Source organism: Pseudaeromonas sp. HNCC25DJ180 (assembly GCF_055413345.1).
This window is the reverse complement of the sequence record NZ_JBVAYF010000010.1, coordinates 79,935-106,376: the sequence shown is the minus strand read 5'-3', so window position 1 is coordinate 106,376 and position 26,442 is coordinate 79,935. Positions and strand designations below refer to the sequence as shown.

The 26,442-nt window shown below is 59.0% G+C and carries 21 protein-coding genes and 1 riboswitch; of the genes, 13 read left to right on the top strand and 8 right to left on the bottom strand.

Annotated elements, in window-relative coordinates:
- Nucleotides 1-41: 41 nt before the first annotated feature.
- A complete protein-coding gene (locus ACZYTD_RS10755) occupies nucleotides 42-1,649 on the bottom strand; it encodes a serine hydrolase domain-containing protein (protein WP_463891939.1) in 1,608 nt (535 codons plus the stop codon).
- Nucleotides 1,650-1,885: 236 nt separating this feature from the next.
- Nucleotides 1,886-2,061, top strand: a riboswitch (yybP-ykoY riboswitch).
- A 5-nt stretch (nucleotides 2,062-2,066) separates the two neighbouring features.
- Here ACZYTD_RS10755 and ACZYTD_RS10750 point away from each other — a divergent pair.
- From ACZYTD_RS10750 to ACZYTD_RS10710, 9 genes are all read left to right on the top strand, one after another.
- Entirely contained in the window at nucleotides 2,067-2,642 is a 576-nt protein-coding gene (locus tag ACZYTD_RS10750) for a TMEM165/GDT1 family protein (RefSeq protein WP_463891938.1), read from the top strand.
- Nucleotides 2,643-2,998: 356 nt separating this feature from the next.
- Nucleotides 2,999-4,147: a UDP-4-amino-4-deoxy-L-arabinose aminotransferase gene (gene arnB / locus ACZYTD_RS10745; protein ID WP_463891937.1), complete on the top strand. Its 1,149-nt coding sequence runs from the start codon at nucleotides 2,999-3,001 to the stop codon at nucleotides 4,145-4,147.
- Complete coding sequence (arnC, locus tag ACZYTD_RS10740) at nucleotides 4,140-5,144, top strand: undecaprenyl-phosphate 4-deoxy-4-formamido-L-arabinose transferase (protein WP_463891935.1); 1,005 nt, start codon at nucleotides 4,140-4,142, stop codon at nucleotides 5,142-5,144. Before arnB ends, arnC begins: the two co-directional genes overlap by 8 nt.
- A 24-nt stretch (nucleotides 5,145-5,168) precedes the next feature.
- Entirely contained in the window at nucleotides 5,169-7,175 is a 2,007-nt protein-coding gene (gene arnA, locus ACZYTD_RS10735; protein WP_463891933.1) for a bifunctional UDP-4-amino-4-deoxy-L-arabinose formyltransferase/UDP-glucuronic acid oxidase ArnA, read from the top strand.
- Nucleotides 7,172-8,128 (top strand): 4-deoxy-4-formamido-L-arabinose-phosphoundecaprenol deformylase, encoded by a 957-nt coding sequence (gene arnD, locus ACZYTD_RS10730; RefSeq protein ID WP_463891932.1) that lies wholly within the window; start codon nucleotides 7,172-7,174, stop codon nucleotides 8,126-8,128. The genes arnA and arnD overlap by 4 nt, the downstream gene beginning before the upstream one ends.
- Nucleotides 8,121-9,809 carry a lipid IV(A) 4-amino-4-deoxy-L-arabinosyltransferase gene (gene arnT / locus ACZYTD_RS10725; RefSeq protein WP_463892078.1) on the top strand — a complete coding sequence of 563 codons (1,689 nt, stop codon included), beginning with the start codon at nucleotides 8,121-8,123 and terminating at the stop codon, nucleotides 9,807-9,809. The genes arnD and arnT overlap by 8 nt, the downstream gene beginning before the upstream one ends.
- The gene (arnE, locus tag ACZYTD_RS10720; RefSeq protein WP_463891930.1) at nucleotides 9,806-10,144 is read left to right on the top strand and encodes a 4-amino-4-deoxy-L-arabinose-phosphoundecaprenol flippase subunit ArnE; all 339 of its coding nucleotides are present in this window, start codon (nucleotides 9,806-9,808) and stop codon (nucleotides 10,142-10,144) included. The genes arnT and arnE overlap by 4 nt, the downstream gene beginning before the upstream one ends.
- Nucleotides 10,141-10,557, top strand: a complete 417-nt coding sequence (gene arnF, locus ACZYTD_RS10715; RefSeq protein WP_463891929.1) for a 4-amino-4-deoxy-L-arabinose-phosphoundecaprenol flippase subunit ArnF — start codon at nucleotides 10,141-10,143, stop codon at nucleotides 10,555-10,557. The genes arnE and arnF overlap by 4 nt, the downstream gene beginning before the upstream one ends.
- Before the next feature lie 218 nt (nucleotides 10,558-10,775).
- Complete coding sequence (locus tag ACZYTD_RS10710) at nucleotides 10,776-11,729, top strand: TerC family protein (RefSeq protein WP_463891928.1); 954 nt, start codon at nucleotides 10,776-10,778, stop codon at nucleotides 11,727-11,729.
- 71 nt (nucleotides 11,730-11,800) lie between these two features.
- On the opposite strand, the gene ACZYTD_RS10705 is transcribed toward ACZYTD_RS10710, so the two are convergent.
- The 6 genes from ACZYTD_RS10705 to ACZYTD_RS10680 all read right to left on the bottom strand — a co-directional run bounded on the left by ACZYTD_RS10705 (nucleotide 11,801) and on the right by ACZYTD_RS10680 (nucleotide 21,559).
- Nucleotides 11,801-14,482 (bottom strand): alpha amylase C-terminal domain-containing protein, encoded by a 2,682-nt coding sequence (locus ACZYTD_RS10705; RefSeq protein WP_463891926.1) that lies wholly within the window; start codon nucleotides 14,480-14,482, stop codon nucleotides 11,801-11,803.
- 464 nt (nucleotides 14,483-14,946) lie between these two features.
- A complete protein-coding gene (locus ACZYTD_RS10700) occupies nucleotides 14,947-15,444 on the bottom strand; it encodes a hypothetical protein (protein ID WP_463891925.1) in 498 nt (165 codons plus the stop codon).
- Nucleotides 15,445-15,569: 125 nt separating this feature from the next.
- Entirely contained in the window at nucleotides 15,570-17,246 is a 1,677-nt protein-coding gene (locus tag ACZYTD_RS10695; RefSeq protein ID WP_463891923.1) for a DUF4139 domain-containing protein, read from the bottom strand.
- A gap of 166 nt (nucleotides 17,247-17,412) precedes the next feature.
- Nucleotides 17,413-19,680: a DNA topoisomerase IV subunit A gene (gene parC, locus ACZYTD_RS10690; protein WP_463891921.1), complete on the bottom strand. Its 2,268-nt coding sequence runs from the start codon at nucleotides 19,678-19,680 to the stop codon at nucleotides 17,413-17,415.
- Nucleotides 19,681-19,934: 254 nt separating this feature from the next.
- Nucleotides 19,935-20,738: a hypothetical protein gene (locus ACZYTD_RS10685; RefSeq protein ID WP_463891920.1), complete on the bottom strand. Its 804-nt coding sequence runs from the start codon at nucleotides 20,736-20,738 to the stop codon at nucleotides 19,935-19,937.
- Nucleotides 20,739-20,860: 122 nt separating this feature from the next.
- Nucleotides 20,861-21,559, bottom strand: a complete 699-nt coding sequence (locus tag ACZYTD_RS10680) for a pirin family protein (RefSeq protein WP_463891918.1) — start codon at nucleotides 21,557-21,559, stop codon at nucleotides 20,861-20,863.
- A gap of 169 nt (nucleotides 21,560-21,728) precedes the next feature.
- Here ACZYTD_RS10680 and ACZYTD_RS10675 point away from each other — a divergent pair, with 169 nt between their 5' ends.
- On the top strand, nucleotides 21,729-23,201 hold the full coding sequence (locus ACZYTD_RS10675; RefSeq protein WP_463891917.1) for a protein adenylyltransferase SelO: 1,473 nt from the start codon (nucleotides 21,729-21,731) through the stop codon (nucleotides 23,199-23,201).
- Between the two features lie 18 nt (nucleotides 23,202-23,219).
- Here the strand turns inward: ACZYTD_RS10675 and ACZYTD_RS10670 are convergent, their stop codons facing one another.
- Entirely contained in the window at nucleotides 23,220-23,627 is a 408-nt protein-coding gene (locus tag ACZYTD_RS10670; RefSeq protein ID WP_463891916.1) for a bacteriohemerythrin, read from the bottom strand.
- A gap of 169 nt (nucleotides 23,628-23,796) precedes the next feature.
- Here ACZYTD_RS10670 and ACZYTD_RS10665 point away from each other — a divergent pair, with 169 nt between their 5' ends.
- The 3 genes from ACZYTD_RS10665 to rstB all read left to right on the top strand — a co-directional run bounded on the left by ACZYTD_RS10665 (nucleotide 23,797) and on the right by rstB (nucleotide 26,299).
- The gene (locus ACZYTD_RS10665; RefSeq protein WP_463891914.1) at nucleotides 23,797-24,120 is read left to right on the top strand and encodes an HI1450 family dsDNA-mimic protein; all 324 of its coding nucleotides are present in this window, start codon (nucleotides 23,797-23,799) and stop codon (nucleotides 24,118-24,120) included.
- Between the two features lie 150 nt (nucleotides 24,121-24,270).
- A complete protein-coding gene (gene rstA / locus ACZYTD_RS10660; protein ID WP_463891913.1) occupies nucleotides 24,271-24,996 on the top strand; it encodes a two-component system response regulator RstA in 726 nt (241 codons plus the stop codon).
- Nucleotides 24,997-25,015: 19 nt separating this feature from the next.
- Nucleotides 25,016-26,299, top strand: a complete 1,284-nt coding sequence (rstB, locus tag ACZYTD_RS10655; protein WP_463891911.1) for a two-component system sensor histidine kinase RstB — start codon at nucleotides 25,016-25,018, stop codon at nucleotides 26,297-26,299.
- Nucleotides 26,300-26,442: the final 143 nt, after the last annotated feature.

Below are 26,442 nucleotides of genomic sequence, written 5' to 3'. Positions count from 1 at the left end.
TTACCTGCTGTGTTGTCAATCGCAGTTGTGTCACCCACGGCTTAATGATGCGTTACCTTCTTCGTCTTGGCCTTGCTCTTCACTTTAGCCTTGGGTTTAGCCTTAGGTTTAGCCTTCACCTTGCTTGGCTTCTTCTTGCTGGCAACGGCCTTACTCTTCTTGCTCTTAGCGCTCTTAGCTTTAGTTGGCTGGCGCGTAGCCTTGGCATGGCGGGCATGGCCGGCAGGCTTACTGGTTGTGGCATGGGATGCGACCGCCGTGGAGCGCCCCAGTCGCTGAGCCGTCAGGCTGGTAATCCCATCGGCAGAGCGGGTGGGTTTGGCCGAGGTCACAACTCGTACTGGATGGGCCGTCGCGGGATGAGCGGCCTTAGCTTGCAGCGCACTGCGCTCGGAGAGCAAGGAGGCTGCCACTTTGGTCACCCCCTCTTTACCCTGACGGGCATAGAAGTCGCTTTGGCTGGCAGCACCATCTAAATAGTCCACCTTAGGCAAGTCCAGCAGACTGTCAAACAGCATGGGCATCAGCACCTCGGGGTGCGACTCATTGGCGTTCCAGATCATCACCAGGCCGATATCCTTCTCCGGCAAGAAGCCTAACCGCGAACGCACTCCCTTGAGTCCACCTGCATGGAAGATCATCTTGTGGTTGCCGTTGTACTGGAATATCCGCCAGCCCATGCCATACATGGGGTTCTTGATACGAGTCTGCCGCCACTTGGAGGTGATCCCCTCCTTGGGAGAACGGATCAGCGGTTTGGTCAGCTCCTGCATCACGGCTGGGGGGATCACATCCGGTCTGTGGCCCATGACGGCGGCCAAGTATTTACCCATATCGGAGATGGAAGCATTGACCCCGGCCGCCGGGATCACATTGTAATAAGGCTGGCGGATAGGTAGCGCCACCCAACCGCCGCCACCCTTGGCATGCGGCACGGCTATGTTGCGATTACTCAGCATGCCAGCACGAGTGGCGCTGGCATCCTGCATGCCCAGAGGGCCAAAGATACGGTTGCGCAACAGATCCGGGTATGGGTGCCCCAACTGGCGCGAGAGGACATCGCCTATGGTGGAGTAGAGAATATTTTGGTAGCCAAAACAGCGGCCTATGGGACACGCCGCACCAAGCCGCTCTGTCTTATTGAGCAAAGAGGGGTAAGACTCACCCGCCTCCAGCAAGTTGTCATTGGCGTTGTGAGGCAAACCGCTGGTGTGGGAGAGCACGTTACGCAGAGTCAGTTGATTGGCACTGTCATACTTCAAGCGAAAACCCGGCAGGTAGCGACTGAGCGGAGCGTTGTAGTTTAGCTCGCCAGCATAGGCGGCTTGACCCGCTAACACGGCGGCAAAGGTCTTAGAGACGGACGCCAGGCGAAAGACAGTGTGTTCATTGACCGGGTTGCGTGCCGAGGTGCTGCCTACCCCCAGCGTCTTTACATAGACCACCTTGCCATTTTGCACCACGGCCACGGCGGCACCGGGAATATGGTAAGCACCAAAGATCCGCTCCACATCCCGATCAAACTGCGGCAGCACAGATGAGAGCGGTTGGGCCGCGATAGAGCCGGAGAAGAGTGGAGCTGAGCAAAACAGCGCCAACGGCAGCAAACGGCGCAGGCCGAGACGAGGAAAAGCAGAAAACAGTGACATATGAAGAGACCCAGAACAACGAGGGGCCGTATTGTGGCAAAGCCAGCTGGCCACGCCAAGCCAGATCCCCCTATCTAGGCAAGCAGAATGAAAAAAAAGCGGATCCCCTTTCCATTTTCATATCTGAAGCCGGTTGGCAAGGGTTTCATGCTGCGCACCAAGGGACACCCCACCCTGATTTTATGTCGAGAATTTCGCGGCCAGCCCTCACCTGGACAGCGGCCATGAATATCCGTACACTGCGCACGTCATTGGGGAGTAGCCTCCCGCGGCCATAGGCCCGGGGCTTGCGTCAACACACTTGGTCCACAGACCATGGCGCAAACGACCTCTGGTTTGGCAAGACCTTTGACCACTCAGCTACCCAAGGCCGGCGTGGCCGTGTGGTCATTGGAAATTGCCGGCCAGGAGTAATAGATGGAAGCTTTTCTCGTCTCCAGCGGCATAGTCGCCCTAGCTGAAATGGGTGATAAGACCCAACTACTGGCGCTGGTACTGGCCGCCCGCTTTCGCAAACCTCTGCCTATCATTCTAGGCATTCTCGTCGCCACCCTACTCAACCACGCCGGAGCCGGTGCCCTTGGTAGCTGGGTCACGCAACTCATAGGCGGCGATTGGCTTCGCTGGATCCTGGGCCTCTCCTTCCTGCTAATGGCGGGCTGGATCCTCATCCCTGACAAGATTGATGAAGAGGATGCCAAGGTGGCCACTCGCTTCGGCATCTTTGGCACCACCCTCATTGCCTTCTTCCTGGCCGAGATGGGCGATAAAACCCAGGTTGCCACAGTGGCACTGGCCGCCCACTACTCGGCCTTCTATAGCGTGGTCGCGGGCACCACGGTCGGCATGTTGATCGCCAACGTTCCTGCCGTCTTGCTCGGAGACAAAGTGGCGACCAAAGTGCCCCTCAAGCTGGTGCACGGCATAGCCTCGGCACTCTTCGTGGTGCTGGGCCTGCTGACTTTGTTCAATGTCGGTGATCTGCTGCCTTAACCCCCCCCTATATGGTGGCGAACCGGATATGCCACGCTCCGGTTCGCCACCACATCTCAGCCAGCCAAGCCTCGCGCTAGTACACAACGTCACCTGATCGTACAAAGAGTAACCACAGCGCCATGGCACACTGGTCTGCGCCTCGGTATACCTATGAGTGCTCGATGAAAATCACGCAATAAAGCCTCAATTGAGCCATAATATAAATCGACATCCTTACTGTCACAAAATCACTTGCATCACTGTCACAAAATTTCATGCATTGAACTGCTAGGGTATTCGTCTCAACAAAGTTGCGGGAGATCCGGGCGCCTTTCCCGCATCACTGCCTGTTTATGACCATGACGAGAACTTCTATGTCCGACTTCTTACCCTTCTCTCGCCCGGCCATGGGTGATGATGAGATTAATGCCGCCTGCGCCGTTCTGCGCTCAGGCTGGATCACCACGGGGCCCAAGAATCAGGAGCTGGAACAGGCCTTTTGTGCCACTTTCGGCTGTCAGCACGCCATCGCCGTCAGCTCTGCCACAGGCGGCATGCATGTGACCCTGATGGCCCTGGGCATAGGGCCAGGCGATGAGGTGATCACCCCCTCCCAGACCTGGGTCTCCACCATCAACCTCATCTGCCTGCTAGGGGCCGAGCCCGTCTTTGTCGATGTGGACAGGGACACCTTGATGACGAACGCCTCCCGTATCGAAGCGGCCATCACCCCACGCACCAAGGCGATCATCCCAGTGCACTATGCCGGCGCGCCCCTGGATCTGGATCCCATCTATGAGCTGGCAAACAAGCATCACATCGCCGTCGTAGAAGATGCCGCCCATGCGGTGGGCACGCGCTACCAGGAGCGCTGGATTGGCGCCCAGGGCACCGCCATCTTCTCCTTTCATGCCATCAAGAATCTCACCTGCGCCGAAGGGGGCATGGTAGTCACAGATGATGAAAAGCTGGCCCAACGCATCCGCACCCTGAAATTCCACGGCCTGGGGGTCGATGCCTTCGATCGTTTGACCCAGGGGCGCAAGCCTCAAGCCGAGGTGCTGGAGCCCGGGCTCAAATACAATCTCACCGATCTGCAAGCCGCCATCGCCCTGGTGCAGCTCAAGCGTCTGCCCGAGCTCAACGCCCGCCGCCTGGAACTGGCCAACCAGTACCGGGAGGCCCTGCAAGGGCTGCCCCTGGAGCCACTGGCGCTGCCGGACTATCCGCACCTGCATGCCTGGCACCTCTTCATGGTGCGTGTCGATGAGGCGGCCTGCGGCATAAGCCGTGATGATTTCATGCAAGCCCTGCAGAGTCGCGGCATTGGCTCCGGTCTACACTTTCGGGCTGCCCATACCCAGAAATATTACCGTGAGCGCTATCCCGAGCTGAGCCTGCCCAACAGCGAATGGAACTCGGCCCGCCTCTGTACTCTGCCGCTCTTCCCCGACATGACCTCAGAGGATTTCAACCGTGTCGTGACCGCCATCAAGGCCATTCTGGAGAACCCCAGTGTCTAGATATCAAACCTCAGCCTCTACCTCACACACCCCCATCACCCTGGTCTCTGTGGTGATCCCGGTTTACAACGAAGAGGAGAGTTTGCCAGAGCTATTGCGCCGCACGCGCGCCGCCTGTGCCCAACTCACTCAAGCCTGTGAAATTATACTGATCGACGATGGCAGCCGGGATAGCTCGGCTCAGTTGATGCAAGCCGCCGCCGAGGAACCAGATAGCCAGGTGGTGGCGGTGATCCTCAACCGCAACTATGGTCAGCACTCGGCCATCATGGCCGGGTTCGAACAGGCTAGAGGCGATCTCATCATCACCCTGGATGCCGATCTGCAAAATCCGCCCGAAGAGATCCCCAAGCTGGTGGCCGCCGCCGAACAGGGCTATGACGTAGTGGGCACAATACGGCAGCAACGGCAGGATAGCCGGTTTCGCAAATTGGCCTCTAGCCTTATCAATCGGCTGATCAAGCACTCCACCGGCATGGAGATGAGCGACTACGGCTGCATGCTGCGCGCCTATCGTCGCCACATCATAGATGCCATGCTCTGCTGCCATGAACGCAGTACCTTCATCCCCATACTGGCCAACAGCTTTGCCCGTAACACCATAGAGCTGCCGGTTGCCCATGCCGAGCGCGAGCATGGGGAGTCCAAATACGATCTGCTCAAACTCATCAACCTGATGTTTGATCTGGTCACCTGTATGACCACCTCCCCCCTGCGTCTGCTCAGTCTGCTGGGCACAGCCATAGCCGGTGGCGGCTTCTTACTGGCCCTGCTGCTGTTGCTGATGCGCCTCTTGCTGGGTTCAACCTGGGCCGGCGAGGGGGTATTCACCCTGTTTGCCATCCTCTTTATCTTTATCGGTGCCCAGTTTATCGGTCTGGGGCTGCTGGGCGAGTACATAGGCCGCATCTACAACGATGTCCGGGCCAGACCCCGTTACTTCATTCAACAGGTGGTGCCCGAGAGCGCCGCACAATTTAGCCGCAAACCGGAATAACTAAAACTTTTTGAGGAAAACTCCATGAAAGTGGTTGTCTTTGCCTATCACAACATTGGCTGTACCGGTTTGCGCGCCCTGCAGGCCGCCGGTTTTGATATCGCCGCCGTCTTCACCCATAAGGATGATCCGGGTGAGCAGCGTTTCTTCAGTTCGGTCGCCGAGTGGTGTGCCGAGCAGGATCTGCCGGTCTTTGCCCCAGAGGAGGTCAATCATCCCCTCTGGATCGAGCGTATTCGCGCCCTGCAACCGGACCTGATCTTCTCCTTCTACTACCGCGACATGTTGAGCCAGGAGTTGCTGGATATCCCGACTCTGGGCGCCTATAACCTGCATGGCTCTTTGCTACCGCGCTATCGCGGCCGCGCCCCGGCCAACTGGGTGCTGGTCAAGGGCGAGAAGGAAACCGGCGTCACCCTGCACCAGATGACTCGCCGCCCCGATGCGGGCGCCATAGTGGCACAACAGAAGGTGATCATTGCCGCCGATGAGACCGCCTTCACCCTGCATGGCAAGCTTGATCACGCTGCCGCCCAACTGCTGGAGGGCATACTGCCTGCCTTCCGCGCCAAGCAGATCCCGCTGACACCGCAAGATGAAAACCAGGCCAGCTACTTTGGCCGCCGCACCGCCGCCGATGGCGAACTCTTCTGGCAGCGTCCGGCCCATGAGCTGGACTGCCTCATCCGCGCCGTTACCCGCCCCTACCCGGGCGCCTTCACCTATGCTGGGGATCGCAAACTTATCCTCTGGCAAGCGCGCGTGATCCATGAAACAACCTCCGAAACACCAGGGACCATACTCAATCTGGAGCCATTGCGCATCGCCTGTGGCGAGGACGTGTTAGAGATAGCGGCAGGCCAGAGCGAAGCCGGTCTCTTCGTCCGCGGCAGCCAACTGGCTCGGGAGTTGGGCTTGAGTGTCGGCATGCGTCTCGGCCCCAAGGTCAGCGATACCCTGCACCAGGCTCGCCGCACCAAGGTGCTGATCCTGGGGGTCAACGGCTTTATCGGTAATCACCTGAGCGAACGGCTGCTGGCCGATGGCAAGTATGAGGTTTACGGCCTGGATATCGGCAACGATGCCATAGCCCGCTTTGCCGATCACCCGCACTTCCACTTCGTGGAGGGGGATATCAGCATTCATACCGAGTGGCTCGAGTACCACATCAAGAAGTGCGATGTGATACTGCCGCTGGTCGCCATCGCCACCCCCATCGAATATACCCGCAACCCGTTGCGCGTCTTCGAATTGGACTTCGAAGAGAATCTGAAGATAGTGCGCTACTGTGTGAAATACGGTAAGCGCATCATCTTCCCCTCTACCTCCGAAGTGTATGGCATGTGCGATGACCAGGAGTTCGACGAAGATAACTCCCGCCTCATTGTTGGCCCCATCAACAAGCAGCGCTGGATCTACTCCGTCTCCAAGCAACTGCTGGATCGCGTGATCTGGGCCTATGGCCAGAAAGAGGGGTTGAAGTTTACCCTGTTCCGCCCCTTCAACTGGATGGGACCACGCCTGGATACCCTCAACTCAGCCCGTATCGGCAGTTCCCGGGCCATCACCCAACTCATCCTCAACCTGGTGGAGGGCACCCCCATCAAGCTGGTGGACGGTGGCGCCCAGAAGCGCTGCTTTACCGACATAGACGATGGCATCGAAGCTCTGTTCCGTATCATAGAGAACCAGGGCGGGCTGTGTGACGGCCAGATCATCAATATCGGTAACCCGGTCAATGAAGCCAGCATCCGCGAACTGGCCGAGAGCCTGCTGGCGCATTTCGAGGCCCACCCCCTGCGTCACCACTTCCCGACCTTCGCCGGCTTCAACGAGGTGGAGAGCCGCAGCTACTACGGCCAGGGCTATCAGGATGTGTCACACCGCAAGCCCAGCATCCGCAACGCCCAGCGCCTACTGACCTGGACCCCCACCATAGACATGGAGAGCACGATCGCCAAGACCCTGGACTTCTTCCTGCAAGGCGCAGCTGCCACTCAGGAAGCCAACAGCCGGGACGCCAACTTATGAGTGAAGGCAAGGGCCGCCGAGTCGGCCTGCGCATCGATGTAGATACCCTGCGCGGCACCCAGCTCGGGGTGCCCTCGCTGCTGCAGGATCTGGCCGAAGCTGGCATCGAGGCCAGCTTCTTCTTCAGCGTCGGGCCAGACAACATGGGCCGCCACTTGTGGCGCCTGTTAAAACCTGCGTTCCTGTGGAAGATGCTGCGCTCCGGCGCTGCCTCTCTCTATGGCTGGCAGATCTTGTTAGCCGGTACCGCCTGGCCTGGGCGACGGATAGGCCAGAACGGCCAGGCGATCATGCGAGCGGCGCGGGACGCCGGCCACGAAATTGGCCTGCACGCCTGGGATCATCAGGGGTGGCAAGCCCATGCTGGTCACTGGAGTGAAGCGCGGCAGCGTCAGGAGCAGGAGCGCGGCCTGCGGGAGCTGGAGCAGATAGTGGGCAAGGTGGTCAGCTGTTCGGCGGTGGCAGGTTGGCGCGCCGATGACACCACTATCGCCGCCAAAGAGCCCCTGGCCCTGCGCTACCATAGCGATTGCCGTGGCACGGGCCCCTTTCGTCCCCTGCTGGCCAATGGCCGACCGGGAACACCGCAGATCCCGGTCACCCTGCCCACCTTTGATGAGGTGGTGGGCCCTTCCCTAGCGTCGGCCGCCTTCAATGACTACCTGTTGGCACAACTGACAACCGCCCTGGAAGAGCCTAAGGCGCTCCCCGTCTATACTATTCACGCCGAAGTGGAAGGGATGAGCCAGGCTGCTGCGTTCCGTCAACTGCTGCTGCAAGCGCGTCAGTTAGGCATCCACTTCTGCCCCCTATGCGAACTGCTGCCCGATGATCTGACCACCCTGCCCACCGGGCGTTTGGTGCGCGCCCCCTTCCCCGGCCGTGAAGGGTGGTTAGGCGTACAGCTGGCTCAGAATCGCCCACTCCATGAGGATACAACCCATGATGCTTAAGGTGCGCTGGCTACTTCCCCTATGGTTTGTCATCGCCTATCTGCTGCCCCTGCCGGAGCGCCCGCTCTGGACCCCAGATGAGACGCGCTACGCCGAGATCAGCCGCGAGATGATCCAAAGCGGCGACTGGGTGGTACCTCACCTGCTGGGGCTCGACTACTTCGAGAAGCCTATCGCCGGTTACTGGGCCAATAGCCTGAGTCAGTTGCTGCTGGGGGAGACCAATCTGGCGGTACGCTTCGCCTGCGTGGTGGCCACCGCCCTCTCGGGCCTCTTGCTCTACCATTTTGCCCGGCAGCTGTGGCCAAGCCGGCGCAAGGCGACCGCCGCCGCCCTCATCTACCTCTCCAGCCTGCTGGTCTACGGCATCGGCAGTTATAGCCTGCTCGACCCGCTAGTGACCCTCTGGCTCAATGGCGCCATGGTGGCCTTCTATCTGGCGTTTCGTGCCGCAAGCAACCGTGAACGGATCGGCTATTACCTGCTGCTGGGGCTCTGCTGTGGCCTGGGGTTTCTCACCAAGGGCTTCATAGCCCTGGCGGTACCCGTGGTCGCCATCGCCCCCTTTATGCTGTTGCAAAAACGCTTTTTAGAGCTGATAAAATATGGCCCACTAGCGCTGCTGAGTGCCGCACTGATCTCCGCCCCCTGGGCCATATTGGTTCATCTGCGCGCCCCCGATTACTGGCACTACTTCTTCTGGATTGAACATGTGCAGCGCTTTGCCGGGGCCGATGCTCAACACGCCTCCCCCTTCTGGTATTACCTGCCCGGCCTGATCTTCGGCCTCATCCCCTGGTTGGGTCTGCTGCCCACTACACTTCGTGGACTCTGGCAGCAGCGTAGGCAACTGCTCACCCCGCAGCAGGCCAGCACCCTCTATCTATTGGCTTGGGCACTCATGCCGCTGATCTTCTTCAGCTTGGCTCAGGGCAAACTGGTCACCTATATCCTGCCCTGCTTCGCCCCCTGGGCTTTGCTGCTAACCGACCGGTTATTTACCCTGCTCCATGCAAAGGGTTCTGAGGAGAAGAGCAGTGGCAACGCCGTGCTCAGACTCAATGGCTATCTCAATCTGGCCTTCGGTCTGCTCACCGCTCTGACGCTTGGGCTGGTCGGCTGGGGAGTGGTGGGAAAGGCACCGCTATACGGCCCGGACGAGACGCCGCGCCTGGTGCTGGGTCTTATCTGCTTCCTGTTCTGGGCTGGGTGCGCCTGGTTCAGCCTGCGCCAGGGTCAAAAGGTGTGGAGCTGCGCCGCCTTTTGCCCTCTGCTCTTTGTCCTGCTCTACCCAGCCGCCCTGCCGCTGGCCGTAGTCAACTCCAAACTGCCGGAGAGCTTCTTGACGACACATCAAGACGAACTGGGCACCAGCCGCTATCTGCTCTCCAATGATGTGGGCTTAGCCGTCACACTCGGCTGGCAATTCAAGCGTAGCGATATAGTGCTGGTCGGTGCCGATGGCGAGCTGACCTATGGACTAAAAAAAGCGGAAGGAGAAGGCCGACATATTCAGACCGAGGCTTTTGCGTCCTGGCTGGCCCAAGCGCGCAAACTGGGCCAGGTGGCACTGTTAGTCAAACAGGATAAAGCGGCAGATGCCTCAAGAGAGTGGCCTAAGGCCGATCTCACCCTGAGCAGCCAGCGCCTCTTGCTGCTGATTTATCGGCCACAGCCATGATCTGGCTGCTACTACTTTTGGTCAGCCTGCTCACCTCGGCAGGCCAGCTCTGCCAGAAGCAGGCCATGGTCCAGTACCAAGCCCGGAGCCATTCCCCCCTGTGGCGAAACCCCTGGCTAGTGGCCGGGCTCACCGCCATGGGGTTGGGGTTGCTGTTGTGGATCTGGCTGTTACAACAACTGCCCCTCGGTTTGGCCTACCCCATGCTCAGTCTCAACTTTATCTGGGTCAATCTGGCTGCCCATTACTGGTTCAAGGAGCCCCTGACGCCCCGCCACTGGTTGGGCACACTGGCTATCTTGCTGGGTATCTCTATGCTGGGGGTGGCAAGGTGACGGTTGAAGAGAGCAAACGCGGCTACGCTCTGGCCCTATCCAGCGTACTGCTGGTCACCCTGGCTCAACTGCTGCTAAAAAGTGGGGTCATAGGGTTACCTCCTATCCTGTTCACCTTCCCAGCCCTGGATTCACTGCTCTCCACTCCCGACCTACTCCCCAAGCTGTTACTACTGTTGTGCGGGATTGTGGCCTACCTGGGCTCCCTGCTCTGCTGGCTGGGTGCACTGCGCTACCTCCCTCTGCACCGGGCCTATCCCCTGTTGGCACTGAGCTACGGTCTGGTCTACCTCTGCGCCATCACCCTGCCCTGGCTCCATGAATCATTCAGCCTGCTTAAGGGCGCAGGCGTGCTGTTCATCATACTCGGCGTCTATCTAAGCCAACCGGTAAACAAAAAGCCCATCGACTGATGGTTGGGTCACTTGCCCGATGGTCAGAGTTGAATTAACATTGCGTTTACAAGGGGAGTAACTTCTACGTCATTGGTCGTCATCACGGTGCTTGCACCCGGCCAATGAGCGGTGCATAACCGTGAGTGAGACCTTGCCGGACAGGCAAGGTGTATCTGAACCCCAGACATCAAGCCTGTGCCGTCATGACACAGGCTTTTTTGTTATTGGGAGTAAGTATGGAACTATTAGGAACCTGGTGGATGTGGAGCGGCTTTGCCGCCATAGTCCTCGCCCTGCTGCTGGTGGATCTGCTGCTGGTCGGCGGCGGTAAGCAACATAAAGTGGGCCTCAAGGAAGCGGCGATCTGGACCCTCATCTGGATCGCCGTGGCGCTGGCCTTCAACGGCGCCATCTGGTGGTATCTGGATATGAATGCAGGCCGGGAGCTGGCCAACCAGAAGGCCATGGAGTTTTTCACCGGCTACCTCATCGAGAAGGCGCTGGCGGTGGATAACGTCTTCGTCTGGTTGATGTTGTTTGGCTACTTTGCCATACCCATCGAGCTGCAACGCCGGGTCCTGCTCTACGGGGTACTGGGTGCCATCGTCATGCGTACCGGCATGATCTTCGGTGGCAGCTGGCTTATCAGCCAGTTCCACTGGATCCTCTACCTCTTCGGCGCCTTCCTGCTCTTTACCGGCGCCAAGATGCTCTGGATGGCGGATAAAGAGCCGGACATGGCCAACAACCCGCTGCTGCGCTGGCTCAGAGGCCATATGAAGATCAGCGACGAGCTGCATGCCGAGCGCTTCTTCGTGGTCAAGCAGGGCGTCCGCTACGCGACTCCGCTCTTTTTAGTCCTGATACTGGTGGAGATCAGCGATCTCATCTTCGCGGTGGACAGCATACCGGCCATCTTCGCCATCACCACGGATCCGTTTATCGTGCTCACCTCCAACATCTTCGCCATCATGGGGCTGCGCGCCATGTACTTCCTGCTAGCGGACTTTGCCGACCGCTTTGTGCTGCTCAAGTACGGCCTGGCACTGATCCTGCTCTTTATCGGAGCCAAGATGATGTTGATCGATCTGTTCCACATTCCCATCGCCATCTCGCTGGGTATCGTGGCGCTAATCCTCATCGGCAGCATGGTGCTCAGCCTGCGCTACAGCGCCAAGCCGCGCGCCTAACCCCCCCACACGCACCAAGCAATGAGCCCCCAAACGGGGGCTCATTTCATCACACTGATCTCACATCAGTTTCACGGCAACTCTATGCTGTAACGACGTGTCTTCTCGTTAAACTTGATCAACACCTCACCCTTGGTGGGGACAGGGATGACCTTACCGTTTTTATCGGCAATCCCATCATGCTTATTGTCCCCATACAGGATAACGGGTTGCGGGCACTTGGGATTGGACTTGGCACAGCCACAATCTGCGGCCAGTTTATCGGCCGTCACTGATGACTGGCAGTCCACTGTGCGGATCCCGGTGTCGGCCAGCAAGCGGAACTGACGCGGCGTTTTACCACCAAACTGGGTCTTGATGTACCAGGTATTATCGGCCACCAACTGCATGGCGCTTTTGCCCCAGTTGTTGTTGCTCCCTGTGAGGTAGAGAGCCGGATAGCTCTGTTTGAAGGGCTTATCCAGGCGCTTCAAGGTATAACGCATGCTCAGATCGTTCACCGTCAGCTTATAACGCCCGGAGAAGGGTGCCACTTGCACCGTGCTCTTACTGTCCAGCACACGGTTATTATCCTTGTCTCCATAGCTGAACACCCGCTCCTCACCGTTGGCCGTCACCAGGGTGGCATCCAGCTTGAAGCGTTGGTTCTTGCGATCGGTGAAGGTCACCTCAGTCTGCCAGGTGTTATCGGCCACCAGGGTCAGAGGTTGCTCCCCCCAGCTATTGCTGGTACCACGGTAAATGAACTTGCTTGCAATGCTGTCATGCCACTCCGGGGGGATCACCGTGATCCAAGCGCGAGTGATCGAGCTCAGCCCGGAGTCATCCACCACGGTCAGCGCCACTTCGTACAATCCAGGCTGCTCAAACTTCACCATGGCCGTGTCGGAACCTTCCCCTTGCGGGATCGGATAGGGCTCGCCGCATTTGATACCCGAGCACTTGCTGTTTTCACTCATGGTCCAGTGGTAGCTGACGATTTTACCATCAGCATCGGTAGATTTACGGCCATCGAACATTACACTGGCCCCGGCAGTCAGGGTCAATTGCTGAGGATCCACCACGGCAACCGGGGGCAGCAGACCACCGGAAATTTCGGTCAGGGTGTAGCGCTGGTCGCTCTCATTGAAAGTGACGTGATACTTGCCAATGCCATTGAAGAAGATGTCGTGGCGACTACCCTGATCGGCTATGCCATCCCCTTCGTTATCGCCATAGATCAGCTCGCCATTCCCATAGACATCGAAGCGGAAGTGCTGGGCTGCCACCAGGTCACCCTCGCCATTGAACAACACATCGGCCGACCAGAGGCCGGTATTGGCATCGCGACTCAGGGGAATATTTTCCCAGTTGTTGAAGCTGCCACGCAGGTTGAGGCTGGGGAACGCCACTTCGCCATTTCTGAGGTAACCTGCCAGCAGGGCCGCCGCCTGACCGGGGGCGACTTTGACGTGTGCCTTGCCGTCGGCCGCCACCTGGATGTAGTCGCCACTACAGTAATCGTTACCTGCCAAAATGTTGCAATACTCGCCGGCAGGTAGATTGGTTTGCAGCGTCTGATCCAGAATCGCCTGGCTATTGTTGACGACCACAAAGCCCTTATCGCCACGACCGAAGGCGATCTGGTTATCACCATCATCCCACCAGTTGGTCACTGGATTCTGGCCAACCAGATTGTTGAAGAGCACCATGTTGGCGATCATGGGATCCCGCTGTTCGCAGTTCCAATCGGCACTACACACTGGGCTCTGTGGGGCGCCAACCTCATAGCCGTTAAACTGATAGCTGGAGTAAATAACGGGCGAACCGTAGGGCCAGGCCAGCATAAGCACATTGGCCAGACGGTACTGGCTGCCACTCCTGTAGGTGAGAGAACTACTACCCGAACCACGTTCCAAATCCCATTGGGTGACAAAGACCTTAGCCTGAGCGCCCGGCAACAGGGTTGCATCGCTCTCCAACTCATTCAGATCAGCGAGACGACCAGTAAGGTACGTATGGAGCTTGTGAGGATACTGATACTCTTCAACCCGACCCAATCCTGTATATTCAGCTGGCTGGATAGGTTCACCAGGAACTCCGATCACCTCGGAATAAACCTCTGGGTTGCCAGCCAGGCGCAAGATCTCGGCTAACTCACTGGCCGCAATATGTTTACCGGCATCAATACGAAACCCGGATACCCCCCACTCACGTAGCTGCTTGAGGTGCTTGGCCAACAGCTCCTGCACCTTGGGTGAGCCCGTATCCAGATCAGGCAAACCCGCAAGATCACTCTGCTGAACCTGTTTGCGATCCATATAATCCCGGATGGGGCCAAGATGGTGGAAATCCTCAGACGAGAACTGCGGGAACTGATAGGCCGTGGCATCGTACGTGCTTCCGCCAGTTCCGACGCCCTTGCCTAACGCCATATGATTGAGCGGGGCGTTCACAAAGACTTTGACCCCGACGGCGTTACAGCGGCTGAGCATGCTCTTGAACTCAGCCTCATTGCCCGCCGGCGTGGTGAAGTTATCCAGATTGACCGGCATAAAGGCACGCCACCACTCACCCCCGGCGGCGTGCTCCACCGGCGAAAGCAAGTGGATAGCACCCACACCTTTGGGTGCCAGCACGGTTTCACACTCCTTGGCCGCATCCAGATAGTTCCACTGGAACAGGTTAACCATCACCTCGGCCTGGCTCAGGGGGCAGGCTAACGCCACGCCCATAGCCAGACTCAAGGGTAACATCCTCTGTTTAAATCGCATCTTTGCTGCTCTCCTGACTGACAAACGCTTCAATTTCATCCCTTGCGCGACCCGAGTGATGGTTGGCAGACCTAAGGCTCCATGGAACCGCTCTGTGGCGCCCAAAGATTATTGCTCTTAGTCAATTTCGCCGGGTCTCGCTTTTCTCTTAATTGGAGTCATTCGTCACCTTGCTCACAATTCACCCGCCAATTACCTCATTCTGAGTGAGGTTAATCACGCTTTAATTGCCTATAGCGTCAACACCTGGTGAGCGGCCTCAGTCGTTACCCATAAAGCCAGGTGTCCCACTCGCGAGACCACAGACTAAAGTCGTATAACTGCCGGGAAAGCATGAGAAAACCCAGAGAATGAGCGCCAGATGACCGAAGTTAACTAGGGGTAACCTCGGCTCGGCAAGAGGGCAAAATAGGCAAAAAACCCGGCTGATGCCGGGTCTTTGAAGAGAGAGGATGCCGTGTGACTTAGTCGGCCAGGGCGGCCAGCAGATCTTTTTCCATGGTGCCTTTTGATACACACACTGGCACCACGGAGGGGGCGGGCACATGGCTGCCGTCCGACTCCAGATAGGCGACGGTCGTGGTGCCTTTGACACTCAACGCGGCCACAGTTTTGCCATTGCTCTCGGTGAGGATCAGGCTGAGCTTCATGGTCGGGTTCTCGATAGCCACTTTGGAGCCACCACTGCCACAATCGAGAAAGTTCAGACCATCGGTATAGTTGACCTGCTGCGCCGCCAGCAGGCCTGAGCCCCGATCCTGACTCTGCAACGCCAGATGGTTGTCGGCAAACCAGCGCTGGGCACGCGCCCAAACCAGATCGAACGGCTTGTCGAACTCGGCCATGCTGTTATTGGCTACAGCGGTAGGTGGAGTGTAACGATACTGCTCTGACAGGCCGTTGTCGCTGGAGCAGGCTGTCATCAGCAAGGGGAGTAAACCCAATGCAGCAAACTTTTTCATGCAAATTCCTTGTAAACCATAATCCGCCAGAATAGGAGAGGCTTGGGGGCATTCACCCCCTTCCGGCCACTATTCTACTCCGCTCTCGCCACAGTGCCAGAGCACCTGCGTCCGCGCAGAGGAACTCATAATCCCTCCAACCGCCGCTGATAGGGAAATTCGATGCGATAGCCTGGCTTGAGCAGCAACTCCCCTTTAGCGGGCAAGGTGAGATCCCAGGCTAACACCCCAGGCCTATCCTCATACTGATGTCGTGTTGGTTTGGGGCTATCATCCAACGCCTGTACCTTGATCTGCTCGTTACGCGACACGGGCCAGCTATCGAGCAGAGTCAGCGGCAGAGCCTGATCATGACTGCTCTGCAAGCGGTAGCTCCAACGCCGGGTCAGGGTTTGCTGTTTGTTGATCACGCCGCTCTCCCCCGCCTCGTCAGTGAGCTGCGACACGGTCACCTTGACCCCGTCATCCACGCCAAAAGCCAGAGCGAGCTGGTCGCCAGCGGCCAGTTGGGGCTCGTAGCGCGTGGCGATAAAGGCGCCATCCCGGCTCAGGCGCCACTCACCGGCAAGCCAGGGAGCCGGCAGGCTATTTTTCACATCGGCATAGAGATAGGCATGGGGGTCAAGCCGCGGGGTGCTCTGTAGCCTGAGTGTCGCCGGCAGTTGCTGCAGGGCCAGCACCACTCTTTGTTTATCCTGGTTACTGTTGACCGATACCGCCCCGGGTATCTGGTATTCGGCAACAAAGTCGCCACTCACCAGCAGCGCCTGCTCGGGCTCGGCGGCATCGGCTTGCGCTTCTGGAGCCGGTGCCGGAGCGGCCAACATGGCCATCTCCTTACGAGCCATATTAGCGCCGCCGGCTAATGCCGCTTTTTGCAGCTCTTGGCTATCATCGTGCAGGTCAATCCACCAACTCTGGGGCTCAGGGGCTTGGGAAGCCTGGTGTGGACGGCTGGTCGCCAGGGTCAACGCCACCTGCGGCCAGTTCTCACCCGTGGCCTGCTGCACCAGCGCCGCCCGGGTCAGAGAGAGTTGCTTGGTGCGGGTATCCAGTGCCGCCTCGTAGATAGGCTGCCAACTGGCCCCCGCTATCTGGTACTGCAGGGTCAACTTGGCTTCCCCGCCACGGCTTTCCAGGGCTATGGCCACGGTTCGGCTCTCGCGCACCGCACTCTGCAGTCGCTGCAGCTCCCGCTCCAGACGACTCGCCTCGGCCTCCTGCTGCCGCTGCGCTTGCGTCAACTTGACCCGAGCCAGCCCCACCTCGCGCATCCCCTGCCCCAAGGCCTGGCTGGCCGCGCCCCAGTCGCCGGGGGGCAGCAGCTTGCCCTCCTTGCCGCCTTGGGCCGGAGAGGCCGCCAGCGCCTGCAGAAACTGCTCCTGAGTCGTCAATGCCGCCGCCTCGGCCTGCAACTGCGCCAGTAGATCACGCACCTGCTGCAACTGCTGCTCCAGCGCCTTCGCCTCGGGTTGCACCAGCTCCCCGGCCTGCACATGCCGCACCTCCAGGGCGCCGATCTTGAGCCCGGCCCCCTGCCCGCTCACCTGCAGCGACGCCTCATCCAGGCCACTGGGCAGATCACTCAGCAGCAGAGTATGCGCCCCGGCCGGCAGACTCTGCTGCAGCTCCCGGGTGATGGTCGCCAGGCCAGGGTGCACTGTCACGGCCCGTATGGTGCTGGTTGGCGTAAAGGTGGCCGCCAAGGCCGGGGAGCTGGCGATCAGAGCCAGCGCCAGAACTGTGAGAGTCGGAACCTGGCGCAAGCAGGCGGGGCGAACAGGGTGCGCAGATAGGGTCATAAGAGCCTCCAGAGACGAGAACTCTTACGCTAGTCGCTTTTGGACCACAGATCGAGGAGTCGATGCACAAGGCGAGAGGAAATCCAAACGCACCCCTGAAAAAAATGGGGCCAATAAGGCCCCTTCGACAACAACTCGCGCGCAACCGGAGCGGAGGCTCGGCGACCTACTCGGCGGCCGCCTCACTCCCTTCCAGTTCGATTCTGTCTACCCGCTGCAAGCCTCGGGGCAGCTTGTTGCCACGCCGCCCGCGCTCACCGCGATAGAGCTCCAGATCCGAGGGTTTCAGCGTCAGCTTACGCTTGCCCGCATGCAGGGTCACAGGCTGGTTGGCACCGACGATCGCCACCTGGGTGACAAACTCCTCGCGGCTTGCCACCCGCGCTCCAGGAATGCCAATCAACTTGTTGCCCTTGCCCTTGGCCAGCTCGGGCAGCTCCGCCAGCGGGAAGAGCAACATGCGCCCCTCGTTGCTGATGACCAGGCAGAGATTGTTCTCTCCCCCCGGTAACCGTTGCGGCGCCAGCACCTCACCCCCAGCCGGAACCGTGAGCAGAGCCTTGCCACTCTTGTTCTTGGAGATGAGATCCCCATAGCTACATATGAAGCCATATCCCGCATCGGAGCAGATCAGGAACTTCTCCTCCTCGTTGCCCAGGAGGGCGAAGCGCGCCTGCTCACCCGGGTTGAGCGTGCAACGCCCGGTCAGCGGCTCGCCCTGGGAACGAGCCGAGGGCAGGGTGTGAGCCTCCAGGGCATAGGTGCGGCCCTGATTAGTGAGGAAAACTGCCTGCTGATTGCTGCGACCTATGGCTGAGGCCAGGAACTGATCGCCCGCCTTGTAGGCGAGCCCGGTCACATCCACCTCGTGCCCCTTGCCCGCACGTACCCAGCCCATCTCGGAGAGGATGACGGTGACCGGTTCGCTGGGGGTCAACTCCTTCTCGGTCAGGGCCTTGGCCTCTTCGCGCTCCACCAGCGGTGAACGGCGATCGTCGCCATATTTTTCGGCATCGGCCAGCAGCTCTCTCTTCAGCAGGCTGTTCATGCGCCGCTCCGAGCCCAGCAGTTGCTGCAACTGATCCCGCTCCTTGGCCAGCTCATCCTGCTCGCCGCGGATCTTCATCTCTTCCAGCCGCGCCAACTGGCGCAGCTTGGTGTCGAGGATATAGTCAGTCTGCTCTTCGCTGAGACCAAAGCGGGCCATCAGCACCGCCTTGGGATCCTCCTCGGTGCGGATGATGTGGATCACCTCATCCAGGTTGAGGTAGGCCACCAACAAACCTTCCAACAGGTGCAGGCGACGCTCCACCTTATCCAGTCTGTGCTGCAGACGACGACGCACCGTCTCCCGACGGAAGGTGAGCCACTCCACCAACAGGCCACGCAGATCCTTGACCTGGGGCAGGTTGTTGAGCCCCAGAATGTTGAGGTTCACCCGGTAGCTCTTCTCCAGATCGGTACTGGCGAAGAGGTGCTGCATCAGCTGCTCCACATCCACCCGGTTGGAGCGCGGCACTATGACGATGCGGGTCGGGTTCTCGTGATCCGCCTCATCGCGCAAGTCGGTCACCATGGGCAACTTCTTGGCCTGCATCTGGGCGGCGATCTGCTCCAGGATGCGGGCCCCCGAGGCTTGGTGCGGCAGCGCCATGATGACGATCTCGCCATCCTCGACCCGATAGACGGCGCGCATACGGATGGAGCCCTTGCCGGTTTCGTAGATTTTGCGAATATCGGCGCGCGGCGTAATGATCTCGGCCGAGGTAGGGTAATCCGGCCCCTGCACATGCTCCATCAACTCGCTCAGGGTGGCCGCGGGATTGTCCAGCAGAGTCACGCAGGCGTGGGCCACTTCCCGGGCGTTGTGGGGCGGAATATCGGTGGCCATCCCCACGGCGATACCGGTGACGCCGTTGAGCAGAATATGGGGCAGACGGGCCGGCAGAAAAGCCGGCTCCTTCAGGGTGCCATCGAAGTTAGGGGTCCACTCCACTGTGCCCTGCTCCAGCTCGGAGAGCAGCACCTCGGAGAATTTGGAGAGCCGGGCCTCGGTGTAACGCATGGCGGCGAAGGACTTGGGATCATCCGGCGCCCCCCAGTTGCCCTGGCCATCCACCAGCGGATAGCGATAGGAGAAGGGCTGCGCCATCAGCACCATGGCCTCGTAACAGGCCGAGTCGCCGTGGGGATGGTACTTACCCAACACGTCCCCCACGGTACGGGCCGACTTCTTGTGCTTGGCCAGGGCCGAGAGCCCCAGCTCGCTCATGGCGTAGATGATGCGCCGCTGCACTGGCTTCAAGCCATCGCTGATATGGGGCAGGGCGCGATCCATGATCACGTACATGGAATAGTTGAGGTAGGCCTGTTCGGTGAAGGTGCGCAACGGCAGACGCTCCACCCCTTCGAGGCTCAGTTCGGCATCACTCATGATGGTTCAGATCCGGTTAACTACCCGCGTCGTCGGGCAAGGGGGCAATAATGACATGGCAGGGGCTTAGACTACCACTGGATGAACAAAAACGTGAGGGTAGCGCCCCTTGCCGCGACATTTGCCTGAATGATAATGCCAGGGGGCGATAGTCGTTTATGGGCGAGGCTCGCCCCCATAAGCCATCGGAGGGGGCGTAGCAAAAGTGATAGGCTTCCGGCCTCGAAGCAGCCGGAAGCAATCAAATCGAAGGTTTAGAACTTATAAGCCCCCTTGAGACCATATTCGAGGGTGTTATTCTTGGGCTCCACCAGCCCCTGGATGACCTCAGAATCCTTGATATTCCAGTAACTCAGGAACGGGCCCACCGACCAGGCAGAGAACTGATACATGCTGGCGAGGCGTATTCCGTAGCCATCATGCTGCTGATTAGTGACATCCGCTGAGTTTTCTGGGTAACCAATGGCTTCCAAATAGTCGGACATATAGCTCTTCTGCTGCCCCAACAGCAGGTAGTCAAACTCCAGGGTGTTTTCGAAACGTGAGCCATTGGCGAGGCCCACCCTATGCACTACACCCAACGGCAGATAGGTGTAGTGGCTGGTCCGCCGGTAACCCTGAGCCCCTGTGCTGCTCTCGCCTCGCAGATCACTAAACAGATAGCGATAACCCAGCCCCAGATAGGGCTTCAGCACATAGCTTTTATAGTCAAAATCCTTGCCAAACAGGGCACGCGCATCCACATACCAATCTGGCTGGTTATCTGCCTCTCCGGTGCCATTACTGGAGTAGTCCGCTTGACCATTGGCATAACGGAGTTCAACCCGCATAGACCAAGTCTGCTCGGCATCTATCATCAGAGTGGTGGCGTAATCCAACCCCAACTTCAGCGCCTCCAACTGCATGAAATCAGGCTCTTCATACTTGTAGTGGGAGAGCGTGAGACCCAACTCCTGGCCATTACGCGTCAATAACGCATCGGCAGGGGTGGCTTGAGCGCCCAGAGGAGCAGCAGATAACAGGGCCGTCAGGGCCAGGATGGAGTTGTGAGCAGACATGAGTTTCCCTACCAATCGTTATTAATCCCGTGTTCCCGCGCCGCCATTAGCCAGAGCGGGAAAGGGATTATGAAACGGATGGGTCTTGATGGCAAACCAGATAGGGGCTAGGCCATCACACCTCAGGACAAATCAAACCACAGCAGTTCGGCGGGCTCATCCCCTGGCACATCCAGGGTCAGCTCCGACTCGTTCCAAAGCGCCAAACCGTCACCGGCCGCCAGAGGCTGACCATCCACCGACACCACACCGCGAACCCCTTGCAGCCAGACCCGGCGCCCTTCGGGCAGCGCTATGGTTTGCGAAGCCGAACCCGGCGCCCGTTGCCAACGCCACAGCCGCATATCCTGATAGATCTGGAGCGAACCCTCGGCGGCATCGGGCGAGAGGATGAGCTGGCGCCCCTCGACCTCGGCAAAGCGCTGCTGGGCATAACGCGGCGTCACCTTGGGTCGGTTCGGTAGGATCCAGATCTGATAGAGGTGCAGCTCCACATCCGGGTTCGGGTTGAACTCGGAGTGGGTGATGCCGGTGCCGGCACTCATGATCTGGAACTCGCCGGCAGGAACCGTGGTCACATTGCCCATGCTGTCCTGGTGCGCCACGGCCCCGGCGAGCACATAGGTAAGGATCTCCATCTCCTTATGGGGGTGCGTCGGGAAACCGGCGCCACCGGCAATGCGATCCTCGTTAATGACTCGCAGAGCGGAGAAACCCATGTAGTTAGGGTCATAGTAATCGGCAAAGGAAAAGCTGTGGAAAGAGTCGAGCCAACCGTGATTGGCGTGACCGCGCTCGGCGGCAGGACGAAAATGGCGCATAACACCTCCTCATAGGCAATATGGTTAGCATAAACGGATTAAATCGAATTAATATCGCAAAAAGTGGTGCAGACCATTCTATTAATTCGAACAAAAGATTTCCGCAAGCGCAGTGATCTAACGACAGCGTCACGGCGTATCTGTTAGCTCATAGCTAAGGAGTGCGCCCTTGTCTGCCAACCCTGACTTGCCACGTTTCACCCAACGCTGGGCGACTGAATTGCCGGGCACCTACACTCAGCTTGCCCCCTCACCGCTGAAACAGGCGCGCCTGCTCTACTGGAATCGGCCCTTGGCTGCCGAGCTGGATCTGGATGAGGCACTGTTTTGCTCACCCCTAGCCGACCCCCTATGGAGTGGTCAGCAGCTGCTGCCAGGCATGCGGCCTCTGGCTCAGGTCTACAGCGGTCATCAGTTTGGCATCTGGGCCGGACAACTGGGCGACGGTCGCGGCCTGCTGCTGGGTGAGCAACGACTGAGCAATGGCCAGAGCGTGGAGTGGCACTTGAAAGGGGCCGGAATCACCCCCTACTCACGAATGGGGGATGGTCGTGCCGTACTGCGATCTTCGATTCGGGAATTCCTCGCCAGCGAGGCGCTGCACTATCTGGGGGTGCCCACCACCCGCGCCCTGACCCTGGTCACCAGCCAAGAGCCCATCTACCGAGAAGAGGTGGAGCCGGGCGCCATGCTGCTACGAGTCGCCCCAAGCCACCTGCGCTTTGGCCACTTCGAGCACTTCTTTGCCAGCGGACAACCCGACCAGCTCAAGGCGTTAGCCGACTTCGCCATCCGCCACCACTGGCCCGAGTTGCTGAATATGCCTAATGACGCCAAGCGCTATCAGGCTTGGCTGACGGATATAGTCCAGCGCACCGCCCGGCTCATGGCCCAGTGGCAGAGCCTGGGCTTTGCCCATGGGGTGATGAACACCGACAACATGAGCCTGCTGGGTCTCACCTTCGACTACGGTCCCTACGGCTTCATGGAGAGCTATGACCCGGACTATGTCTGCAACCACTCTGACCATCAGGGACGTTACCGCTTTACCAATCAACCGGCCGTGGCCCTGTGGAACCTCAACCGCCTCGCCCAGGCCCTGACCCCCTTGCTCCAGCATGAGGCGCTTGCCTCGGCCCTGGCCCATTTTGAACCCACCCTGATGGTCAGCTATTCCCGCCTGATGCGCGCCAAACTCGGATTAGCATCGGCCGATAGCGGCGATGATCGCTTGCTGCAAGATCTGTTGACCCTGATGGCCAACGAGGGGCTGGACTTCACCCGCACCTTCCGGCTCTTGGCTGACATCCGCCAGAGCACGCCGGAGGCTAGGCTCAGAGATGAGGTGGTTCATCGAGCAGCGCTGGATGAGTGGCTCGGCCGCTACCGGCAGCGGCTGGCACAAGAGGGGCGCACGGACGAGGAGCGGAAGCAGGCCATGGATGGGGTCAATCCCAAGTATGTGCTGCGCAATTACCTGGCCCAACTAGCCATAGCGGCAGCCGAACAGAATGACACCTCACTCCTGGCCCGCCTGCATGCCTGCCTGCAACACCCCTTTGCCGAACAGCCCGAGTATGACGATCTCGCCACCCTGCCACCCGAATGGGGAAAGCAGTTGGCGATATCGTGTTCCAGCTAGCAGGGGCTGACTCTGGGCTTAGTGCCGCGCTCGTTGACGCATAAACTCGGCCAGTTGCAGATCTTCATCCAGAATATGCTGCAACGCCCAACTGCGCAGGGAGCTGGGAATGGTCTCACTCAAACGGACATTGCTGCTCTGGCACTGCTCCATCAAGGCCTCACCATTGCGCAAGATCTCCTGATGCTCCTTGCGATGAGCCTCCAGCCCAGGGAAGCCCTGCTCCATCATCAGCTGCTCTTCGCAACGAAAGTGTTCTTGCGTCGACAACCGCACCTGTTCCGCCAGGCGAAACAGTTCCACCTCACTGCACCCCATGATGGCGGCTTGTTCCAGTTCGTTGATCTGCTCAAATAGGGCTTGATGTTGATGATCGATGACAGGATGACCGGTTAAAAACTGCTCGCTCCATTCAATGAGACTCATGCATGATCCTTACTAAAATCAATAATAAACCGCTAATGCTATCGACTGATTTTAACCGAAAAACAAGTTAGGTTCTTTCGAATCCATCACTCTTCTGACATGCCACATTGCATGATCCCGTCATCAATCCATGTTTTAATAACCCCATTCCCCTGGCACAGAGAACACTATGGAACAGAACCAACTGCTGAGCGTCGACGAACTACTGGATCACGCCTATGAGATCTTTCTGGAATTGGCCGCAGACAACCTGAGCGCCGAACAGATAGAGTGCTTCAACCATGAGTTTGAGGAACGTGGCGCCCTGGGCGATACCAGCCCGGAAGAGGATTGGCAGGAGTATGTCGACTTCGAGGTGGATCCTGCGCGGCATGTGGAGATCTGCGTCGGCCTGCTCAATGACGAGGAGGAGTTTGACCGCCTATTCGCCCGCATGCTGCTCTGCCGTGATCCAGACGAGCGTCAGTGCCAGATCCAGTGGCAAGAGCGTTAATAGCAACCCAACTACCCTCCCCGTGCCTACGCTAAGGCACGGGTAATTCCCCCGAATTACCTCATCTACGACCACAGTCCACGGCTCTCGACTTGCGCTCACCCGACCGCCGAGTATGCTGAACGCGAGAGTGACTGATAGGACGGCACCATGTACCAAGTTGTATTTGTTGAAGATGACCCCGAGCTCGCTCAGCTGATCGCCGACTTTCTCGCCCGCCACGACATGCAGCTTCATATCGAGCCGCGAGGCGATACCGCCCAAGCCTGCATTGCCGCGCGGCAACCGGATCTGGTGCTGCTGGATATCATGTTGCCGGGGCTGGATGGCCTTAGCCTCTGCCGGGAACTGCGACCCCACTTTACCGGCCCCATCATAATGCTGACGGCTCTGGATAGTGACATGAACCAGATACTGGGGCTGGAGCTCGGGGCCAATGACTACATACTGAAAACCACCCCCCCTTCGGTACTGCTGGCACGCCTGCGCGCCCAATTGCGACAATCGCAGAAGCAAAAGCCGGTGGACGTTTCGATGCTCGGCAAACCGCAGCAGCGCAGTCAGCGGGAATTGCAATTTGGCAAACTCCTCATCGATCCCCAGAGCCGGGATGTCCGTTTGGACGGGGAGCCCATCGCCCTATCCACCGCCGACTTCGATCTGTTGTGGGAATTAGCCTGCCATGCGGGCCAGATCATGAGTCGCGAACACCTATTCAAGTTGCTGCGCGGGGTCGAGTACGATGGACTGGATCGCAGTGTGGATGTGGCCATCTCACGCCTGCGCCGCAAGTTGGGCGATCATCCCAACGAGCCACTGCGTATCAAGACGGTGCGCCAGAAGGGCTACCTCTTCATTCCCCACACCTGGGACTAGCCACCACCACGAGGCAATCATGCGTAAACTCTTCATCCAGTTCTACTTACTGCTGATGGCCTGCTTTTTGGTGATGGCTCTGCTGGTGGGCGGTCTCTATAGCCTGACCGCCGAACGCGCCATGGAAAAATCGCTAGACGATCTGATGCAGGGCGCCCTCTCCATGCTGCGTACCGAACTCAGGCACACGCCACCCGCACAGTGGCAACAGACGCTGGCCCAGAGCGATACCCCCCTCTCCTTCGATGTGGCGATCCAGTCCCTGGAAGAAGCCAGTGCCAGTGTCGAACCCAAGGCCCGTCCGGCGCTGCTGGAGGGTGACATCATAATGCTGGATGAACAGGATCGCTTCCTGCAGCGGGTGCCGGAGAGTGACTATGTCATGGTGGTGGGCCCTATCCCCTACCTCTCCTTTATGCGGGAGATCCATCTGCTGGATTACCTGCTGTTGGCGCTGCTGGGGCTCTCCCTGGCCCTGCCCGTGTTCCTCTGGATGCGCCCGCACTGGCGGGATCTGTTACGACTGGAGCAGGCGGCCGAACAGCTGGGGCAGGGCGACCTTTCTGCGCGCAGTCAGCTAGCCTCAGACTCCAGCCTGCACCGCCTGGGCGCCGCCTTCGACAAGATGGCCAGCAACCTGCAAACCCTGATTTCCGCCAAACAACGCCTGGCCGATGGCATAGCCCATGAGCTGCGGACCCCGCTCGTACGCTTGCGCTATCGCCTGGCCTTAGTCGAGAACCTGGATGATGCAACCCAGGCCGGGATAGGCCGAGATATCAGCGCCCTGGAGTCGCTGATCGATGAGATGCTGATCTACGCGCGCCTGGAACGCCCCGAACCCCAGCTGCAGTGGGTGGAAGAGGAAGCCGCTAGCCTGCTACATAAGCGGCTTGAGGATTGGCGCCCCCTAGCTGGCGACAAGCAACTCAGCGTGCGTCTGCCCGACATGCCCGTACTCTGGCAGTGTGATCACACCTTGATGCTACGGGCCATCGACAACTTGATCGGCAATGCCCTGCGTCATGCCACGAGTCAGGTCGAACTCAGCCTGCACGTCACCCAGCAAGAGTGGAGTATCACAGTCGATGATGATGGCCCCGGCATCAGCCCCGCCGAGCGCCAACTGGTCTTTGAACCCTTTGTCCGCCTGGATAACAGCCGTGATCGGCAAACCGGCGGTTATGGCCTGGGGCTGGCCATAGTGCAGAGCATAGTGCTGGCCCATCAGGGGGAGATCACCATAACTGAGAGCCCATGGGGAGGTGCCCGTTTTCGCCTCTGCTGGCCGCGACATGCCTGAACTCCTGCGCACCACGGATTAGTACATTCGGTTACAAACGGACACCAGAGACCCACGGACACCGAAGCAGGGAATCACTACTCTTGCTATCAAGGCGCTGGAGCAGATTCCGCTGCCCTCGCAGTGTCAACTTCCATCTGGAG

Excerpts from the sequence above, each read along its gene's own strand:
- ACZYTD_RS10705 (WP_463891926.1), bottom strand. The coding sequence starts at position 14,482 with ATGCGATTTAAACAGAGGATGTTACCCTTGAGTCTGGCTATGGGCGTG.
- arnD (WP_463891932.1), top strand. The coding sequence starts at position 7,172 with ATGAGTGAAGGCAAGGGCCGCCGAGTCGGCCTGCGCATCGATGTAGAT.
- arnT (WP_463892078.1), top strand. The coding sequence starts at position 8,121 with ATGCTTAAGGTGCGCTGGCTACTTCCCCTATGGTTTGTCATCGCCTAT.
- arnA (WP_463891933.1), top strand. The coding sequence starts at position 5,169 with ATGAAAGTGGTTGTCTTTGCCTATCACAACATTGGCTGTACCGGTTTG.
- rstB (WP_463891911.1), top strand. The coding sequence starts at position 25,016 with ATGCGTAAACTCTTCATCCAGTTCTACTTACTGCTGATGGCCTGCTTT.
- rstA (WP_463891913.1), top strand. The coding sequence starts at position 24,271 with ATGTACCAAGTTGTATTTGTTGAAGATGACCCCGAGCTCGCTCAGCTG.
- parC (WP_463891921.1), bottom strand. The coding sequence starts at position 19,680 with ATGAGTGATGCCGAACTGAGCCTCGAAGGGGTGGAGCGTCTGCCGTTG.
- ACZYTD_RS10755 (WP_463891939.1), bottom strand. The coding sequence starts at position 1,649 with ATGTCACTGTTTTCTGCTTTTCCTCGTCTCGGCCTGCGCCGTTTGCTG.
- ACZYTD_RS10710 (WP_463891928.1), top strand. The coding sequence starts at position 10,776 with ATGGAACTATTAGGAACCTGGTGGATGTGGAGCGGCTTTGCCGCCATA.
- arnE (WP_463891930.1), top strand. The coding sequence starts at position 9,806 with ATGATCTGGCTGCTACTACTTTTGGTCAGCCTGCTCACCTCGGCAGGC.
- ACZYTD_RS10685 (WP_463891920.1), bottom strand. The coding sequence starts at position 20,738 with ATGTCTGCTCACAACTCCATCCTGGCCCTGACGGCCCTGTTATCTGCT.
- ACZYTD_RS10750 (WP_463891938.1), top strand. The coding sequence starts at position 2,067 with ATGGAAGCTTTTCTCGTCTCCAGCGGCATAGTCGCCCTAGCTGAAATG.
- arnB (WP_463891937.1), top strand. The coding sequence starts at position 2,999 with ATGTCCGACTTCTTACCCTTCTCTCGCCCGGCCATGGGTGATGATGAG.
- ACZYTD_RS10680 (WP_463891918.1), bottom strand. The coding sequence starts at position 21,559 with ATGCGCCATTTTCGTCCTGCCGCCGAGCGCGGTCACGCCAATCACGGT.
- ACZYTD_RS10665 (WP_463891914.1), top strand. The coding sequence starts at position 23,797 with ATGGAACAGAACCAACTGCTGAGCGTCGACGAACTACTGGATCACGCC.
- ACZYTD_RS10695 (WP_463891923.1), bottom strand. The coding sequence starts at position 17,246 with ATGACCCTATCTGCGCACCCTGTTCGCCCCGCCTGCTTGCGCCAGGTT.
- ACZYTD_RS10670 (WP_463891916.1), bottom strand. The coding sequence starts at position 23,627 with ATGAGTCTCATTGAATGGAGCGAGCAGTTTTTAACCGGTCATCCTGTC.
- ACZYTD_RS10700 (WP_463891925.1), bottom strand. The coding sequence starts at position 15,444 with ATGAAAAAGTTTGCTGCATTGGGTTTACTCCCCTTGCTGATGACAGCC.